Raw genomic sequence first — 14,749 nt, 5'->3', positions numbered from 1 at the left:
CAAGAAGCAGGAAACGAAGCGAGGACAGCACATGTTCAACAAAATCCTGATCGCCAACCGCGGCGAAATCGCATGCCGGGTCGCGGCGACCTGCAGGCGGCTCGGCGTAAAGAGCGTGGCCGTGTACTCGGACGCCGACGCGAACGCCAAGCACGTCGCGGCCTGCGACGAAGCCGTGCATATCGGCGAAGCGGCTGCGGCGCAAAGCTATTTGCGCTACGAGCGCATCATCGAAGCCGCGCGCGCCACGGGTGCGCAAGCCATTCACCCCGGCTACGGCTTTCTTTCGGAGAACGAAGACTTTGCCCGCGCGTGCGAGGCGGCCGGCATCGTCTTCATCGGGCCGCCGGTCGAGGCGATCGCCGCCATGGGCTCGAAAGCGGCCGCGAAGGCGCTGATGCACGCGGCGGCCGTGCCGCTCGTGCCGGGCTACCACGGCGACGACCAGGACCCCGCGCTCCTGCAGCGCGAAGCCGATGCAATGGGCTACCCCGTGCTGCTCAAGGCGAGCGCGGGCGGCGGCGGCAAGGGCATGCGCGTGGTCGAGCGCAGCGAGGACTTCGCGGCGGCGCTCGCTTCGTGCAAGCGCGAGGCGGCCAGCAGCTTCGGCAACGACCGCGTGCTGATCGAGAAGTACCTCACGCGGCCGCGTCACGTCGAAGTCCAGGTGTTCGCCGACAAGCATGGCGGCGCGGTCTACCTGTTCGACCGCGACTGCTCGGTGCAGCGCCGTCACCAGAAAGTGCTCGAAGAAGCGCCCGCGCCGGGCCTCGAAGACGAGGTGCGCCGCGCCATGGGCGAGGCGGCCGTGGGCGCGGCGCGCGCGGTGCACTACGAGGGCGCGGGCACCGTCGAATTCATCATGACGGGCGCTAACTTCTACTTCATGGAGATGAACACGCGCCTGCAGGTCGAGCACCCCGTGACGGAGATGATCACGGGCCTCGATCTCGTCGAATGGCAGTTGCGCGTGGCGGCGGGCGAACCGCTGCCGCTCGGCCAGTCGGAGCTTTCGATCACGGGCCATGCACTCGAAGCGCGCATTTATGCGGAAAATCCGGCGCGCGGCTTCCTGCCCTCCACGGGCACGCTCAAGCATCTGCGCATGCCGGAGGGCGTCGAGTTCCGGCTCGGCGAAGCGGGCCAGCGCGCGAGCGTGCGCATCGACAGCGGCGTGCGCGAAGGCGACACCATCACGCCGTTCTACGATCCGATGATCGCGAAGCTGATCGTGCACGGCGCCACGCGCGAGGACGCGCTTGCGCGCATGAAGCGTGCGCTCGAAGCGTGCGAGGTGGTGGGGCCGCATACGAACGTCGAGTTTCTGCAGCGGCTCGTGACCTGCGAGCCATTTGCGAATGCCGATCTCGACACGGGCCTGATCGAGCGTAACCATGACGCGTTGTTCTCGCCGCAGCAGAAGCCGGTGCGCGAAGCGCTCGCGCTCGCGAGTGCGGCGCTGCTCGGCCGTGAGGGCGGCGCGGCGCATGGTGCGTCGCCGTGGCACGCGCTTTCGCATTGGCGCCTGAATAGCGGCTTCGCGCAATCGCTCTCCTGGCGCGACGTCGAAAGCGATACCGCGTTCACGGTGGCGCATACGCATGACGGCGGCGAGGAAACCCTCGCCTATGCGGGGCACGCGGCGCGCTACACGTGGTGGCGTGGCGAGGGCGCCGACGAATATGGCGCGACCATCGGCGACAAGCGCGTGACGGGCCGCGTATTCATCGACGGCGACGTGTTTCATGTGTTCTGCCTCGGCACGGCGCTGGCGTTCGAGTGGCAGAACCTGCTCGCGCATGCGGCCGATGCGGAGCACGGCGAGGGCCGTCTGACTGCGCCCATGCCGGGCAAGGTGATCGCCGTGCTGGTCGAGCCGGGCGCCGTGGTCGAGAAGGGCGCACCGCTCATCGTCATGGAGGCGATGAAGATGGAGCACACGATCGGCGCACCTGCGGCCGGTAAGGTCACCGAAGTCTTGTATGGCGTAGGCGACCAGGTGGCCGACGGCGCGCAATTGCTCGTGCTCGAAGCCGCTTGAACTTGCTTGAGGCGGTTTGACTTGCAGGGGCAACCGGTCCCTTCCGGCTTCCCCTGTAGCCGGAGAACGACGTGAGAGTTTTGCCCTGGGGCGCTCTGCTAAAGCGGAGCGCCCTTTTTTTCGCGCTTGTGGATGAGCACCGCTCAATGTTCCTTCGCATGCGCGGCGAGCAGTTCCCGATGCCGCGCTTCGGTGGCGTCGTCGGCGGGGAACATGCATTCGAGGCGCAATTCCTGGGCAGCGATGTTTTGCGGCGTACCCACGCTCGTCACCATCGAGAAATAGCGCAGCACACTGCCGTCGTCGATGAAACTCAGTGGAATGACCGGCATGGTGGGCGTGCCGGCCGACCCATGATGCGCTTTCCAGTCGCCCGGCACGCCGGGGAACGCGAGCAATTCATCAAGTAGTGTGCGTGTTTCTTCGTCGATCACGCGGCCGACCGCTTCGCGATACACACGTTGCAGCAGGCTTCGCGAAACGTTCTCCCAGTCCGCGAGGAATGGGCGCATGCCCTGAGGATCGAACATCAAACGCAGCAAGTTGCGTGGGGCTGGGTGCGCCGCCATGTCGATGAAGTGGCCGAAGAAACGCGGCGCGGCGTCGTTGGCCATCAGCACGTTCCAGTGCCGGTCCATGACGATGGCCGGAAACGGATCGTGCTGGCGAATGACCCGCTCGAGCGCCCGCACGACATGCTGCATTTCCTGCGCGTTCCAGGGCGCATCGGAATAGACGGGCGCGTAGCCGGCGGCGAGCAACAGGGCGTTGCGCTCGCGCAGGGGCACGTCGAGCGTCTGTGCGAGGGTCAGCAGCGTGTCGCGGCCCGGCACGCTGCGCCCGCTCTCAATGAAGCTGATTTGCCGCTGGGAAATCCCGGCGTCCAGCGACAAATCGAGTTGACTCACGCCACGCGCATCACGCCAGTAGCGCAGCAGGGTGCCGAGTTCGCTTTGCGGCGCGTTCAGGTCGGGGCGCGTGGGGTTCATCGATTCTCCTGGTTGGATGCGGACTCGATCATGTATTGAGAATAGGCGCTCATGCGCGGCTCGCCAATTACATGCCATGTAATCGCCGCGCAGCGCAGGCATTGTGCGCGCCGCGTACGGCCGCCTCCACTCGCGCGCACTTCGCGCAAAAACAGTGCGATCATTGAGGTTGGCTTTCGGCAGACCTCTCCGGCCGAACCCTGGACTTGTCGCCGAGCTGATCCGTCACATGGAGGGATCTGGGGTCGAAATGCAAATCCCAGCGTCCTTCACCATGGCCGTACCGCCCCGCTACCAGACAGGTGAGGTCATCATGCTTGGTGTTCGTAAGGCTGTGTTCCCGGTGGCGGGAATCGATACGAGCTTTCTGCCGGCAACGAAGGCGAGCCCGAAGGAAATGCTGCCGGTCATCGACAAACCGCTCATTCAATATGCCGTTGAAGAAGCCATCGGTGCAGGCATTACCGAGTTGATCTTCGTGACGGGCCGCGGAAAGCGCGTCATCGAAGATCACTTCGACAGGTCCTACGAGGTCGAGCACGTGCTGAGGGCGCGCGGCAGGCAGAATCTCGTCGAACTCGTGCAGAGCATCAAGCCGGCCAATGTCGAATGCGTCTATGTGCGGCAAGCCGAACCGCTCGGTCTCGGGCACGCCGTGCTTTGCGCGGAAAAGCTGATTGGCGACGAACCGTTCGCGGTCGTGCTCGCCGACGATCTGCTCGACGGCAAGCCTCCCGTTCTCGCACAAATGGTCCATATCTTCAGCCATTACGATTCCTCGGTTCTCGCCGTGGAAGAATTCGAGTCGTGCGAGTCGACGAGTCATGGCGTGATCGACGGCCGGCATTGGGACGAGCGCGTGATCAGCGTGAGCCGCATCATCGAAAAGCCGACGCCCGAACTGGCGCCGTCGAGCTTCGGCGTGGCCGGGCGTTACGTGCTCATGCCGAGCATCTTCCACCATTTGCGCGCGCTGAAACCCGATGCCAACGGCGAGATCGAGCTCACGCCCGCTATTCATTCCATGCGCGAAGAGGAGCAGGTGCTGGCCTATGAGTTCGTCGGCAAGCGCTACGACTGCGGCACCAAACTCGGCTATGTGCAGGCGACGGTCGACTTCGCCTTGCGGCATGCGGAATTGCAGGAAACCTTCGACGCATGGCTGCGCGAGCGCGTTGGCGCGGCGCAGCTGGACGCGTGGGCAGCGGGTTCGATGCTGAGCCAACCGGCGCCGGTCGCGCCCGGGCTCGCGCATTGAAGCCATGCCGTTTGCATAGGAGAATTGAACGTTACCCGCGAACCGGCAGCCTCGATAACATGACGTCGTGTTGACCGGGCGGTATCTGACGATGCCACCCTTTTTCAAGGCGATGTGAAGAAAGGATTGGTAAGAAACGGTGCAAGGTTCCGCCCGCCGCACTGCTTTAAAATCGCGGCATGAACCCCAGCGTCCTCATTGTCGACGACGATCCCGTCGTGCGCGATCTGCTGAGCCGCTTCCTGCGCTCGCATAACTTCGATACGGCCGTGCTGCACGACGGCGTCCATCTCCAGCGCCGCCTCGAGCGCGAACGTCCGTCCATTGTGGTGCTGGACATCATGATGCCGGAGACCGACGGCCTCGAGGCCATTGCCGCCCTGCGCGCGGCCGGCGACGACATTCCCGTCATTTTCGTCACCGCGCGCGGCGCCGTGAGCGACCGCATTCGCGGGCTCTCGCTCGGGGCGGACGACTATTTGCCCAAGCCCTTCGATCCGCACGAACTGCTCGTGCGCATCCAGAACATCCTGCGCCGGCGCGGCCCGTCCACCGCCAGTGCACCGGAGGCGCGCCGGCGCTACCGGTTCGGCGACTTCGAACTCGACTTCACGATGCGCACGCTCTCTTGCGGCGACACGCAGATCCCGCTGAGGGAGAGCGAATTCGCGTTGCTGAAGGTATTCGCCACGCATCCCTACAAAGTGCTTTCGCGCACGCTGATCCACGATATCGTGCATCGCGACGAGCGCGAATTCCACGAACGCAGCCTCGACGTGCCGATCTGGCGCCTGCGCCGCGTGATCGAAGCCGATCCGTCGAATCCGCGCCATATCCAGACCGTGCGCGGCAAGGGTTACGTATTCGTGCCGGATCCGGCGAATTATTCGGAGGCGCACGGCGCAGCAATTCAGTGAGAAGTCCGTTGAATACGCTGTTCGGGCGCATGGCGTTGCTCTCGGCGGCGGTTTTGCTTTCCATGCAGCTCGGCTGGTTTTTGCTGCTTGCCCGCCAGCCGCCACGCCATGAAGTCGATGGCTTCGCCCGTGGTGTCCTGCTCGCGCTGCGCGTGGCGAGCGAAGAGCACGTCGGCGGCGGCACGCTGCCGCCCCCGGTGCACCTCGGCGGTTCGCTCGAGCCACCGAGGGGTGGCGACCTGAGCGACGTGTTGCGCGTGCACCGCGTGCCGGTGTGGAACGTGCCCAAGGACGTACATCTGCACGAACCGAAGCGCAGACCGCTCGTCGACTTGACGCGTCATCTGCGCGAACAGTTGCCGCCCGGCACGCAGTTCGCCGTGGACGACGCGCGCCCGCCGCAACTGTGGGTGCGCTTTCCGGGCAGCACGAGCTGGGTCGTCGTGCCGGTCGATATTCCGCCGCCGCCGCGCTTCGTCATCGAAGGGATTTCGATGCTGCTGGCGGCGCTCACGCTGTCGTTCCTCGCTGCCTGGCAGATCCAGAAGCCGCTCGCGAGCCTCGCCCAGGCGGCGCGCCGGTTCGGCACCGGCGAGCGCATTGCGCCGCTCGAAGGCAAGGGGCCGCGCGAACTGCGCGACGTGAGTGCGTCGTTCAACGACATGATGCGCTGCGTGAACGAGGCCGAAGACGACCGCGTGGTGATGCTGAGCGGCATCGCGCACGATCTGAAGACGCCGCTCACTCGGCTCAAGCTGCGCGCGACCCTGATGGCCGAGGAGGCGGAGCGCAACGGCATGCTGCGCGACGTCGACTCGCTCACCCACATCGTCCAGCAGTTTCTGGAGTTCGCACAACAGTCGCCCGACGCGGGCAGGCTATTGAGCGTCGATGGCTTTCTGCAAAGCCAGTTTGGCAATCCTGACGAAATCGAAGGCGGTAACGGGCCGCTGTTCGTGCTCGATCTGCGTGCCGGTCCCCGGTTCAAGCTGCCCCAGGTCTCGCTGGACCGGCTCGTCACGAATCTGGTCGATAACGCGCTCGAGTATGGCGCGCCGCCGGTCGAAATCTCGACGGCGATCGAAGGCGGATCGTTCCAGATACGCGTACGCGATCACGGCGCCGGCATCGAGCCCGAGCGTATTCCCGCCGCCATGAGGCCGTTCGTGCGCCTGAATGCGGCGCGCGGCGGCGAAGGCCACTGCGGCCTTGGGCTGGCCATCGTCGCGCGGCTCGTGCGCGATAGCGGCGGCCAATGCGACGTCAAGAACCACCCCGATGGCGGCTTGCTCGTGCAGCTCAGCTTTCCTGTCACCCACGGCTGAAACGGCGCCCCGAAAAAAAACGCGCCGAGCCCTCGCGGACCGGCGCGCAAACGTGCCAACGCTTGAGAAAGCGGGCGCTCGTGGACGTCGTGGATCAGGCCGTCGTGCTGACGAACAGGCCGCTCGCGGCCCCCGGGCCCTGCTGCTGCAGGTTGCTCGCGAGCGTCGAGAGGAATTGCTGAAGCTCGGACGTCGTGCCGCTCGACGAACTGCTCGACGAGGCGCCCATGGCCGTCAACAGGTTCTGGAAGTCGGACGTCAATTCGCTATCCGAACTGCTGCTGCTGCTGCTCGATGAGCTGCTTGCCGTACTCGAATCGGAGGACGTGCTGCCCGAAGCCGACGAAAGCGACTGCGCGAGGTTCGAGATCGCCGAGGCGAGATCGCTGCCGTAACCGCCTGCCGACGAGGGCGGCGGCGGAGGCGGCGGCGGGGGCATCATCGCTGCCGCAGTGGTCGTCGTGCTCGTATCGCTCGACGTGGACGACGTGCTGGAACTGGAAGCCGTCGTCGCCGACGTCGCGCTTGCCGACGACACCGCGCTGCTGCCGCTGCTGTCGTCCGTGGCCGTCGAGGTGACGCCGCTCTGTTGCGCGGCGGCCTGGAACAGCGCGCCGAGGAATTGCTGAAGCGCGGCGGCAAGCGCATCGGCCGACGTCGACGAGGTGGACGACGTGCTCGACGTCGAATCGGTGGAACTGGAAGACGAATCGGAACTCGTGGTGCTCGCGGACGCGCTAGCGGTGCTGTCCGTGGTGAAGCCGAGCGACGAGAGCGCCGAGGCGATGGCGGCCGCAAGCGGATTGACGTTGTTCGAGTCCGACGAGGCGTCCGAAGCCATGGGCATGCCCGACATCTGGCTGGTGCTCGTGGATTGCCCGTCTGCCTGGTAAGCGGCCCAGGTCGAATACAGTGAGTTTGAGTTGGATAACGCGCTTATCGACATGTTTAACCCCCCGGTGAATGTGCGATATGGTCGATGCCCGACCGAGACGGCTGGTCTGGCCACTCAGTCGGCGCAATCGTATGTCGTCTTTCGCCGCGGGGGGCGGCTTTGTAATTCGAGGAAAGAGTTCAGGTAAGGAATGCGTGCAATCCTTACTTTTCCTTTCCTCAGGCTGCTTCGTCGCGCACCGGCGGAGCGAAGCGCAGCGCTACCGCAATGCGGTTCCATGCATTGATATTCGCCACGGCGGCGGTCAAGAACGCCATCTGCTCGCCGGGAAACTGGCGCGCCACGTCCTCGTAGAGCGCGTCGCTCACACCGTCATGGAGCTTTGCGGTCAGCGCTTCCGTGTAAGCCAGCGCGGCGCGTTCACGCTCGCTGAAGTATTCCGGCGCCTCGTGCCATGCGGCCACGAGATCGAGCTTGACGCGCGGCACGGCTTTCTCGCGCGCAATGTTGAGGTGGTACTGAATGCAGAACGCACAGCCGTTGATTTGCGAGGCGCGGATTTTCAGCAGCTCGGTGAGCGGCTTTTCGAGCCCCGAGGCGTCGACCGCCTTGCTCATGGCGGAGAGCGCGGCGGCCACCGGGGCGGCGTCGCGTACGAAGGTTTCGTAAGCAATGCGGGTAGACGTGCTGGACATGACTGGACCTCGCGAAGTTTGGCCGTTAATATCAGAGCACGAACATCATATTCGAACTCTGACATCATGCGCAAGACAGCGAAGAAAGACCCGGCTTTGGAAAGGGGCGGACCCACGAGCGCCATTCCGGCGGTCGGCGAGGGCAAGCGCGGCGAGGCGGGCTATTTCGGCTACCTGCTGCGCCAGGCGGGCGGGGCGCACCGTTTGCGCATGGAACGCACGCTCGACGATCTCGGCATTACGCCGCCGCAATTCGTCGTGCTGACCATGCTGGCCGCCTACCCCGGCATTTCGGGCGCCGATCTCGCGCGGCTCGCAGCGCTCACGCCGCAAACGGTGAGCGTGATCGTCGCGAATCTGGAGCGTGGCGGCGCGATCGTGCGGCGCCCGCACGCGGTGCATGGGCGCATTCAGCAGATCGACGTGACCGATGCGGGCGAAGCGCTGCTCAGGCAGTGCCGCGCGCGCGTGAAGAAACTGGAGGCGCGCATGGCCGCGGGCTTCACGGCCGAAGAGGAGCAGGTGATAAGGCGCTGGCTGGTGAGCGTCGCACGCGAGGACGACGCGGGCTGAATGCGTCCGCGCGCGACTGCGCGTTACTGCGCAGCGCCCTTCGTTTGCGCGAGGCTGCACGCATGGTCGAGCAGGCCCTCCGCCGTGCCGGTGCCGCCATCGACATCGAGCCCGCTGTTGACGACGAGCCAGCCGTCGCGTTTTGCATCGGGGCCTGCGCCCGTCACGAGTATCGTCTGCACGGCCATGGTCTGTTGCGGGCCGAGATCGCGCTCGACCACGCGAAACGGATTGTTGTTGTCCGAGAGGCTCGTCACGCGCGTGACGCGGTAGCGCGAGCCGTCGAGCGTGGTCCAGCGCCACGTGCCCGGCGCGATGCCGCCATACGGCGCGAGCGCTTTCGTGATGTCGGGGCGCATGCAATCGACGTGGATATGCAGCTGATTCTGCGTGCGGCGCTCCGAGGAATTGATCTCGAGGCCGAGCTGGTTGCCGGCGAGCGGCATGCCGAGCTTCGCCTCCACGAAGCGTCCCGCGCGCCATGCGCCGACCCAGTATTCGGGCGCGCCGCCGTAGAGAATCTCGGGGCTCTCGATGCCGGCCACGCGGTCGGTGGGAATCACGAGATACTGCGCGCGCCCTGCGATGTCCTTGAGCACGGCATAGCGCTTCTGGAAATCGACGGTGGTGCAGGGGCCGGGCTGGCCCTTGTCGCGCATGTTCGGCACGCACTGGCCGCCGACGACTTTCCAGAGACCGTTGGAATCGACCGCGGAGAGGCGCACACAGGCGCCGGTCGCGGCGAGCGCGACGACGGCCGCCGTGGCGACGGCAAGCCGGGACATCCGCATGAAAGGGGCAAGGCGCAAGGATCGCATCGGCACGAAGTGTCTGGGTTCATTCGATCAAACGCGCCGCGCTGCGAAGCCTGTACCCGTCGCGGCGCGACGCAGCGCGCAGTGTAGCGCAATGCCCGTGACAGTCGCTTGTGCGCGGTTGGCGCGGCTTATTTGCGGCGCGGATGAAACGTCACCGGTTGCGTGTTCGAGGCGTCCGTTGCCGCCGGCGTCGGTCCGCACGTTCCGCAGGTGCCGCAGCCGTCGCCGCAATCGCCGGTCGCGCCTTTGGGCTGCACGAAGCGACCGAGGCGCTGCATGAATGCACTCCGTTGCGGGCGCAACAGTACGGCGGCCATGGCGGCCTGCACGCGCGTAGCCGTTTTCGGCGCGAGCTTGCGCAGCGTATAGACGAAGCTCGCGGCCACGAGCAGCGCGATCACTGCATATTGCGCGACGAGTCCGGCGCTCATACGAAGTGCCTCGCGATCTGATACGTGACGAACGAGGCCGCGTAGGCCACGACGAACATGTAGCCGAACGACACCACGACGGCGCGCCACGAGCGCGTTTCGCGGCGGATCACGGCGAGCGTGGACATGCATTGCGGTGCGAATGCGAACCACACCATCAGCGAGAGCGCGCTGGCGAGCGAGAAGTTCTGCGCGAGCGTGTGGCCGAGCGCGGCGGTATCCGCGTCGCCGCCCGCCACGGAGTACACCGTGGCGAGCGCGGCCACCGCCGTTTCGCGCGCGGCGAACGCGGGGATCAGCGAAAGGCTCATTTGCCAGTTGAAGCCGAGCGGCGCGAACGGCCATTGCAGCGCGCGGCCGAGATAGCCGGCGATGGAGTAATCGATGGCGGGCTGCGTCGCGCCTGCGGGCGGCGAGGGGAACGTGGAGATGAACCACATCAGCACCGTGAGCGCGAGGATGATGCCCGTGAGGCGCTTGAGGAAGATCGCGCCGCGCTCCCACAGGCCGATGGCGACGTCGCGTGCGCGCGGCAGCCGGTACGAGGGCAGTTCCATGAGCAGCGCGTGTTCGCGGTTGTCGCGGCGCAGTTTCTTCATGACCCAGCCCACCGCCATCGCGCCGACGATGCCGGTGGCGTAGAGCGCGAAGAGCACGAGGCCCTGCAGGTTGAACACGCCGAAGATCATGCGGTGCGGAATGAAGGCGCCGATCAGCAGCGCATAAACGGGCAAGCGCGCCGAGCACGTCATGAGCGGCGCGACGAGGATCGTGGCGAGCCGGTCGCGCGGGTCGGAGATGCTGCGCGTGCCCATCACGCCGGGAATCGCGCACGCGAAGCTCGACAGCAGCGGGATGAACGAGCGCCCGGTGAGACCCACGGCCACCATCATGCGGTCGAGCAGGAAGGCCGCGCGCGGCAGGTAGCCCGACTCCTCCAGCACAAGGATGAAGAAGAACAGCACCAGAATCTCGGGCAGAAAGCCGAGCACGGTGCCCACGCCGCCGAACAGCGCGTCCGTCACGAGGCTGCGCAGCGGGCCGTCGGGCAGCGCCGCGCCGGCGGCCGCGCCGAGCCAGGTGAAGCCGTCGCCGATGGCGTCGGTGAGCGGCTTGCCGAGCGAATACACGGCCTGGAACACGAGGAACATCACGAACGCGAGGATCAGCGGGCCGAGCACGGGGTGCAGCGCGAAGCGGTCGATGGCGTCGTCGCGCGCGTCGGTGGCGCGCGGCATCGTCACGGCGCTCGCGAGGATGGCGCGCACCGTGCCGTGCAGGTCGTCGCCCGCCGCTGCTGCTTGCGTCTGCGGTGTTTCAGCCGTCGTGCGCTCGATCAGCTCGATGAGCGCTTGCGCGCCGCCGCGCCGCACGGCCACGGTTTCGACCACGGGCATGCCGAGCTGGCGCGCAAGCTCGCCCACGTTCACCTCGACGCCGCGGCGCCTGGCGGCGTCCATCATGTTCAGCGCGAGCACCATCGGGCGTCCCATGCGCTGCACTTCGAGCACGAAGCGCAGATGCAGGCGCAGATTCGTCGCGTCGGCCACGCAGACGATCAGATCCGGCGCGGCCTCGCCCGGGTAGCGGCCGAGCAGCACGTCGTGCGTCACGCGCTCGTCGGGGCTCGTCGAATTGAGGCTGTACGCGCCCGGCAGATCGAGCAGCTGCACCTTGCGCCCCGAGGGCGTGGCGAAGCGCCCCTCCTTGCGCTCGACCGTCACGCCCGCGTAGTTGGCGACCTTCTGGCGCGCACCGGTCAGCAGATTGAAGAGCGCGGTCTTGCCGCAGTTGGGATTGCCGACGAGCGCCACGCGCAGCGGCGTAACCGGGACCAGGCTCATTGCGCGGTCTCCCCGTTCGTCGTCACGCTCACGCGCTGCGCTTCCGCGCGGCGCAGGGCAAAGCGGGTCGAGCCGATCTGCACGAGCAGCGGGTCCGCGCCCCAGGGTGCGCGCGCAACCACGCGCACGGGCTCGCCCGCAACGAAGCCGAGGTCGCGCAGACGCTGCGCGATCGGGTCGGGGGCATGGATATCCTCGACACGCTCAACGAGGGCGGTCGCTCCTTTGGACAGATCGGTCAGACGCATAGGTGGAGGGCTTGCTTACAACGAATGAGAACCGTTCTCATTGTAGCGGCAGCGCGGTCGTTGTGGCGGCAAATGCGCCTTGGGTCCGTCGAGGTGGGCGGGGAACCCGCGGCCGACGCGGGGTAGCGGCGGCGCGTGCGCTCATTTGCCGCAGTTGCGCGCGGTGTCCGGCGCGAAGGCGGTTTATTCCGGATCGCTAATCAAACGATCGGCGCGGCAAGGATGCGCCGCGCGGCGTGCTCGTTGCCAGGGTGGCCCGTGCGCTCAAATCTCCGGCGCAGGCAGCGTCCCGAGAATCGCTTCGAACGCGAGACCGATCGCGAGCAGCCTGCGGTCGCCGCCGGCCGGTCCGTCGAGTTCGAGCCCGACTGGCAGGCGCGCGTCGACAAGGCCCGCGGGCAGCGCGAGGCCCGGAATGCCGGCGTTGCTCGCCGGATCGGTGTTGCGCAGATACGCCTCCATCTCGTCGATCGGCGCCGCGCCGTCGATCGACACGCGAGACGATCCGTTCAGTTCGTCGATCGGCACGGCGGCTAGCCGCGTCGTGGGGAAGAGCAGCGCGTCGAGGCCGCTGGCCGCGAAAGTCTGCGCATAGAGCTGCTGCAGACGCGGCCGCCACACCGTCATTGCGCCGTGATAGTCGCCGCCGCGTGCGTCGGCGAGCACCGCGTCGTAGGCCGCGCGCACGTCGGGGCTCGCAATGCGCGCGGCGACTTCGGCCACGGTTTGCGCCGGTGCGTGGTTCGCAACGAGCCATGCGGCGAGATCGTCGATGGGCTCGTGCAATGCGATTGCGTAGCTCACGCGGTCGTTCAGCGCGAGCAGCTCGCTCATTTCGACCGGTACGAACGTGATGCCTGCGGCTTCGAGCTTCGCGAGCGCGGCGCGCGCCACGTCTTCGAGCGCGGCTTCGAGGCCTTCCCACAGCGGCGCGGGCAGGCCGATGCGCAGATTCGTCACGGCGGCCGGCGAGAGCGGGCCGTGCCCGGTGATCACGGCGTCGAGCAGTGCGACATCGGCTACCGTGCGCCCCATCGGCCCGACCGTGTCGCGCGTATGGCTGATCGGCACGACGGCCTGCGGGTCGTGATAGCGGCGTTGCGTGCCGCCGTCGCCCACGCTCGGACGCAGGCCGACAATGCCGCACAGCGCGGCGGGAATGCGCGTGGAGCCGCCGGTGTCGGTGCCGAGTCCGGCGGGCACGATGCGCGCCGCAATGGCGGCTGCGGTGCCGCCGGAGGAGCCGCCCGGAATTCGTTCGGGATCCCAGGGGTTGCGCACTGGACCCGCATGCGGCGCGAGATTCGTGCTGGTGATGCCGAACGCCAGTTCGTGCATGTTGGCCTTGCCGAGCAGGATCGCGCCGGCATCGACGAGGCGCTGCACCGAAGGCGCGTGGCGCGCGGGCACGAAGCCTTCGAGCGCGGGCGTGGCCGCCGAGGTCTGCAGGCCGCGCGTATTGATGTTGTCTTTCACGACCACGGGCAGCCCGGCGAGCGGCAGTCGCGCACGCTCGCTGGCGCCGAGCGCGTCGATGCGCTGCGCGGCGGCGAGCGCGCCTTCCACGTCGAGCACGGTTAGCGCGTTGAGGTTGGAGAGCGCCTGCGCGCGCGCGAGCAGCGTCGCGACGTAGTCGGCGGCCTTCAGTTGTCCGGCATGGATCGACTCGACGGCTTGCGTCGCGCTCAGTTCCAGTTGCTGGTCGACAGTCCAGGTCATGCAGCGTTCTCCTCGTGCGGCTATACAGCCATGCTAACAACGCACGCGTTTTACGTTGTGGCGCTACTTCTTCAAAAGGCGCAGCGCGAAGCGTGCGAGCGTGGGCACGAGCGTCGGCCGCAAGAGGCGCGCGTCGTAGCCGCTCATGCGCGCGTCGTTTTCTTCGAGGCAGAGTTCGATCATCTCGCGCGGTTCGAGCGAGTCGCCCAGCACCTCGCGGTTCGCAGGCAGGAAGTTCGAGTCGCGCGCGTTGCCGCTGGCGTCGATGCCTCGCGCGATCGCAAGCCGCTCCCACACCAGCATGAACCAGATGGCGGCCACGCGCACGGAATGCCACGGCCTGCGCCACCAGGGCATGGTCTTGCGATACCACGCCACCCAGTTGACGAAGAAGAGGATATGGCGCGCCTCTTCCTGAATCACCGGTTCAAAGGTGTCGACGAGGTCTGGCGGGAAAAAGCCCGAGCGCTGCGCCGAGCGAAACAGGCCGAACGCGAAGAAGCTGTCGATGCACTCGCTATAGCCGGTGAACATCCACGCCCATTCCGCCTTTCTGGGCGGCGGGTATGCGGGTTCAGGCGCAAGTTCGATGCCGTAGGCCTGCACGAGGTGCGAGAGCACGACCTTGTGGCGCGCTTCCTCGGCCGCATCCATTTCGATTGCTTCGCGCAGCAGCGGGTCGCTCAGGGTTTGCGCGTAAGTCAGCACGCGGATCGAGGCGCGGCCTTCGGTCTGCACCGCGATGTCCCAGATCGGCAGCGACGTGAGGCGGCTGAGCGCGTCGGGCTCGAGCTCCGGCCAGTCGAGCACGGCGGGGCGGTACGGGTCGTGGGTGTCGAGCAGCATCCGGCAGAACATCTTGCGGTGTTCGTCCGATCCGATCCTGATGGGCCCTGGCGTGCCGTGAGTCCGGCGCCGCAGCGCGGCGTCCTGGTCGGAGAGGAAGGCTGCGCCTTCGTCCGGATGCGTCAGGGTTTCGGACATGAGCATCTAATC

General features: G+C 66.7%; 17 protein-coding genes. 8 read left to right on the top strand and 9 right to left on the bottom strand.

The annotated features are described in order from the left end of the window. Positions 1-31: 31 nt before the first annotated feature. The gene (locus AB4Y35_RS00370; RefSeq protein WP_368702926.1) at positions 32-2,041 is read left to right on the top strand and encodes an acetyl-CoA carboxylase biotin carboxylase subunit; all 2,010 of its coding nucleotides are present in this window, start codon (positions 32-34) and stop codon (positions 2,039-2,041) included. A 143-nt stretch (positions 2,042-2,184) separates the two neighbouring features. On the opposite strand, the gene AB4Y35_RS00365 is transcribed toward AB4Y35_RS00370, so the two are convergent. Next, entirely contained in the window at positions 2,185-3,030 is an 846-nt protein-coding gene (locus tag AB4Y35_RS00365) for a helix-turn-helix domain-containing protein (RefSeq protein ID WP_368702925.1), read from the bottom strand. Positions 3,031-3,343: 313 nt separating this feature from the next. Here AB4Y35_RS00365 and galU point away from each other — a divergent pair, with 313 nt between their 5' ends. From galU to AB4Y35_RS00350, 3 genes are all read left to right on the top strand, one after another. Continuing rightward, positions 3,344-4,288, top strand: a complete 945-nt coding sequence (gene galU / locus AB4Y35_RS00360; RefSeq protein WP_368702924.1) for a UTP--glucose-1-phosphate uridylyltransferase GalU — start codon at positions 3,344-3,346, stop codon at positions 4,286-4,288. Between the two features lie 179 nt (positions 4,289-4,467). Then, positions 4,468-5,205: a response regulator gene (locus tag AB4Y35_RS00355; protein WP_028202613.1), complete on the top strand. Its 738-nt coding sequence runs from the start codon at positions 4,468-4,470 to the stop codon at positions 5,203-5,205. Further along, the gene (locus tag AB4Y35_RS00350) at positions 5,202-6,530 is read left to right on the top strand and encodes an ATP-binding protein (RefSeq protein ID WP_368702923.1); all 1,329 of its coding nucleotides are present in this window, start codon (positions 5,202-5,204) and stop codon (positions 6,528-6,530) included. The genes AB4Y35_RS00355 and AB4Y35_RS00350 overlap by 4 nt, the downstream gene beginning before the upstream one ends. 94 nt (positions 6,531-6,624) lie before the next feature. Here AB4Y35_RS00350 and AB4Y35_RS00345 read toward each other — a convergent pair whose 3' ends face one another. Then, complete coding sequence (locus AB4Y35_RS00345; protein WP_368702922.1) at positions 6,625-6,768, bottom strand: hypothetical protein; 144 nt, start codon at positions 6,766-6,768, stop codon at positions 6,625-6,627. On the opposite strand from AB4Y35_RS00345, the gene AB4Y35_RS00340 reads away from it, so the two are divergent. The 3 genes from AB4Y35_RS00340 (at position 6,758) to AB4Y35_RS00330 (ending at position 7,423) form a co-directional block, all read left to right on the top strand. Beyond that, positions 6,758-6,925: a hypothetical protein gene (locus AB4Y35_RS00340; RefSeq protein WP_368702921.1), complete on the top strand. Its 168-nt coding sequence runs from the start codon at positions 6,758-6,760 to the stop codon at positions 6,923-6,925. The two genes, AB4Y35_RS00345 and AB4Y35_RS00340, sit on opposite strands and share 11 nt — an antisense overlap. A gap of 66 nt (positions 6,926-6,991) precedes the next feature. Further along, positions 6,992-7,159: a hypothetical protein gene (locus AB4Y35_RS00335; protein WP_368702920.1), complete on the top strand. Its 168-nt coding sequence runs from the start codon at positions 6,992-6,994 to the stop codon at positions 7,157-7,159. 45 nt (positions 7,160-7,204) lie between these two features. Then, complete coding sequence (locus AB4Y35_RS00330; RefSeq protein ID WP_368702919.1) at positions 7,205-7,423, top strand: hypothetical protein; 219 nt, start codon at positions 7,205-7,207, stop codon at positions 7,421-7,423. A gap of 220 nt (positions 7,424-7,643) precedes the next feature. Here the strand turns inward: AB4Y35_RS00330 and AB4Y35_RS00325 are convergent, their stop codons facing one another. Continuing rightward, positions 7,644-8,120, bottom strand: coding sequence for a carboxymuconolactone decarboxylase family protein (locus AB4Y35_RS00325; RefSeq protein ID WP_368688528.1), 477 nt, complete (start codon positions 8,118-8,120; stop codon positions 7,644-7,646). Positions 8,121-8,186: 66 nt separating this feature from the next. Between AB4Y35_RS00325 and AB4Y35_RS00320 the strand changes: the two genes are divergently transcribed. Next, entirely contained in the window at positions 8,187-8,693 is a 507-nt protein-coding gene (locus AB4Y35_RS00320) for a MarR family winged helix-turn-helix transcriptional regulator (RefSeq protein ID WP_368702918.1), read from the top strand. Positions 8,694-8,716: 23 nt separating this feature from the next. Here the strand turns inward: AB4Y35_RS00320 and AB4Y35_RS00315 are convergent, their stop codons facing one another. The 6 genes from AB4Y35_RS00315 to AB4Y35_RS00290 all read right to left on the bottom strand — a co-directional run bounded on the left by AB4Y35_RS00315 (position 8,717) and on the right by AB4Y35_RS00290 (position 14,737). Next, a complete protein-coding gene (locus tag AB4Y35_RS00315) occupies positions 8,717-9,511 on the bottom strand; it encodes a CDP-diacylglycerol diphosphatase (protein WP_368703808.1) in 795 nt (264 codons plus the stop codon). A gap of 128 nt (positions 9,512-9,639) precedes the next feature. Continuing rightward, entirely contained in the window at positions 9,640-9,942 is a 303-nt protein-coding gene (locus AB4Y35_RS00310) for a DUF6587 family protein (protein ID WP_368702917.1), read from the bottom strand. Further along, positions 9,939-11,786 carry a ferrous iron transporter B gene (locus AB4Y35_RS00305; RefSeq protein ID WP_368702916.1) on the bottom strand — a complete coding sequence of 616 codons (1,848 nt, stop codon included), beginning with the start codon at positions 11,784-11,786 and terminating at the stop codon, positions 9,939-9,941. The genes AB4Y35_RS00310 and AB4Y35_RS00305 overlap by 4 nt, the downstream gene beginning before the upstream one ends. Further along, on the bottom strand, positions 11,783-12,034 hold the full coding sequence (locus tag AB4Y35_RS00300; RefSeq protein WP_342918972.1) for a FeoA family protein: 252 nt from the start codon (positions 12,032-12,034) through the stop codon (positions 11,783-11,785). Before AB4Y35_RS00300 ends, AB4Y35_RS00305 begins: the two co-directional genes overlap by 4 nt. Positions 12,035-12,298: 264 nt before the next feature. Next, positions 12,299-13,753 carry an indoleacetamide hydrolase gene (gene iaaH / locus AB4Y35_RS00295; RefSeq protein ID WP_368702915.1) on the bottom strand — a complete coding sequence of 485 codons (1,455 nt, stop codon included), beginning with the start codon at positions 13,751-13,753 and terminating at the stop codon, positions 12,299-12,301. A gap of 63 nt (positions 13,754-13,816) precedes the next feature. Next, the gene (locus AB4Y35_RS00290) at positions 13,817-14,737 is read right to left on the bottom strand and encodes a ferritin-like domain-containing protein (protein WP_368702914.1); all 921 of its coding nucleotides are present in this window, start codon (positions 14,735-14,737) and stop codon (positions 13,817-13,819) included. Positions 14,738-14,749 lie beyond the last annotated feature (12 nt).

This window comes from Paraburkholderia sp. EG286A (genome assembly GCF_040965375.1).
Lineage (GTDB): Bacteria > Pseudomonadota > Gammaproteobacteria > Burkholderiales > Burkholderiaceae > Paraburkholderia.
The sequence above is the reverse complement of the archived record's forward strand: the minus strand, read 5'-3'. Positions and strand labels throughout refer to the sequence as shown.

What these genes read in the sequence shown, in the direction of transcription:
- AB4Y35_RS00325 (WP_368688528.1), bottom strand. Translation starts at nt 8,120, where the DNA reads ATGTCCAGCACGTCTACCCGCATTGCTTACGAAACCTTCGTACGCGAC.
- AB4Y35_RS00310 (WP_368702917.1), bottom strand. Translation starts at nt 9,942, where the DNA reads ATGAGCGCCGGACTCGTCGCGCAATATGCAGTGATCGCGCTGCTCGTG.
- AB4Y35_RS00300 (WP_342918972.1), bottom strand. Translation starts at nt 12,034, where the DNA reads ATGCGTCTGACCGATCTGTCCAAAGGAGCGACCGCCCTCGTTGAGCGT.
- AB4Y35_RS00320 (WP_368702918.1), top strand. Translation starts at nt 8,187, where the DNA reads ATGCGCAAGACAGCGAAGAAAGACCCGGCTTTGGAAAGGGGCGGACCC.
- AB4Y35_RS00290 (WP_368702914.1), bottom strand. Translation starts at nt 14,737, where the DNA reads ATGTCCGAAACCCTGACGCATCCGGACGAAGGCGCAGCCTTCCTCTCC.
- iaaH (WP_368702915.1), bottom strand. Translation starts at nt 13,753, where the DNA reads ATGACCTGGACTGTCGACCAGCAACTGGAACTGAGCGCGACGCAAGCC.
- AB4Y35_RS00370 (WP_368702926.1), top strand. Translation starts at nt 32, where the DNA reads ATGTTCAACAAAATCCTGATCGCCAACCGCGGCGAAATCGCATGCCGG.
- AB4Y35_RS00365 (WP_368702925.1), bottom strand. Translation starts at nt 3,030, where the DNA reads ATGAACCCCACGCGCCCCGACCTGAACGCGCCGCAAAGCGAACTCGGC.
- galU (WP_368702924.1), top strand. Translation starts at nt 3,344, where the DNA reads ATGCTTGGTGTTCGTAAGGCTGTGTTCCCGGTGGCGGGAATCGATACG.
- AB4Y35_RS00355 (WP_028202613.1), top strand. Translation starts at nt 4,468, where the DNA reads ATGAACCCCAGCGTCCTCATTGTCGACGACGATCCCGTCGTGCGCGAT.
- AB4Y35_RS00305 (WP_368702916.1), bottom strand. Translation starts at nt 11,786, where the DNA reads ATGAGCCTGGTCCCGGTTACGCCGCTGCGCGTGGCGCTCGTCGGCAAT.
- AB4Y35_RS00340 (WP_368702921.1), top strand. Translation starts at nt 6,758, where the DNA reads ATGGCCGTCAACAGGTTCTGGAAGTCGGACGTCAATTCGCTATCCGAA.
- AB4Y35_RS00315 (WP_368703808.1), bottom strand. Translation starts at nt 9,511, where the DNA reads ATGCGATCCTTGCGCCTTGCCCCTTTCATGCGGATGTCCCGGCTTGCC.